Origin of the sequence: Niveispirillum fermenti (assembly GCF_048066175.1) — a bacterium.
GTDB classification, from domain to species: Bacteria; Pseudomonadota; Alphaproteobacteria; order Azospirillales; family Azospirillaceae; genus Niveispirillum; species Niveispirillum fermenti.
Window position 1 is genome coordinate 1 of record NZ_JBLTXA010000115.1, and the last position, 844, is coordinate 844.

At 59.2% G+C, this 844-nt stretch carries 2 protein-coding genes; both read left to right on the forward strand.

Annotation, left to right across the window (positions count from 1 at the left end; all coding sequences use genetic code 11):
• On the forward strand, positions 1-183 hold a 183-nt coding region (locus ACM9LZ_RS25925), incomplete at its 5' end, for a hypothetical protein (protein ID WP_416622387.1).
• 352 nt (positions 184-535) lie between these two features.
• On the forward strand, positions 536-844 hold a 309-nt coding region (locus tag ACM9LZ_RS25930), incomplete at its 3' end, for a helix-turn-helix domain-containing protein (RefSeq protein WP_416622388.1).

Genomic DNA, 844 nt, shown 5'->3' on the forward strand with positions numbered 1-844 from the left:
CTTCTTGTAATGAACCGCTTCAACATCGAGGGGACGGTGGCGGCACTCAAACCCACGAGGATCAATCTTGGGTCGAGGCAATCATTGCGGGCCTTCCTGAGGGAGAACCTAGAACGGCTCAGACCTGATATCCGAGCGCACGAGAAGATAGACAGATTCCTCGGCGGCTCCCCCGCATTGTGACCCTCTTCACGGGCGAACAACCGGCATCGCCGCATGGTCCATGCCCTCTTGCGCTGCGTCGCATGCCTCCTTTCGACGACCCGCGATGTTAGGCCGCACCTGCTGTTTAACTGCGCCATCGCCAAGCTGTGGCGATAAACGCTAACAGCCTCGCTATCCGTGGAGCCGATCAGCATCATCCGGAAGTTTGCTGGCCCCAGCCGAATAGCTGCTCTTACAGATGTTCTTGATTTGTCCGCTTATACCAATCCGCCGAGGAAATGACTCTCGTTGAGATCGAAGGGATTCCCTTTGTATGGCCGCTGTGATTCCCTGGTGGCGCATTTTTACCGTTGCGTTGTGGGAGGGGGCGATGTCGGCAGCCATCAAGATTACCCGGGAAGGTTTAGATGCGGCGATGCTGCGTCGGGAGGCGGTTGGGAGCCGGGATGCGAATGTGGCCCGCCGCCTTCTGGCGCTTGCCCTGATTGCGGAGGGCAAGACGCGGGAGGAAGCGGCTGCGGCTGCTGGCATGGATCGTCAGACGTTACGGGATTGGGTTCACCGCTATAACGCGGAGGGGATAGCCGGCCTAGCGGATCGTCGATCAAAGGGCCGGCCTGGGATTTTGTCCGCAGAACAACTGGAAGAGCTTGCCAGTTGGGTACGCCAGGGTCCCGAC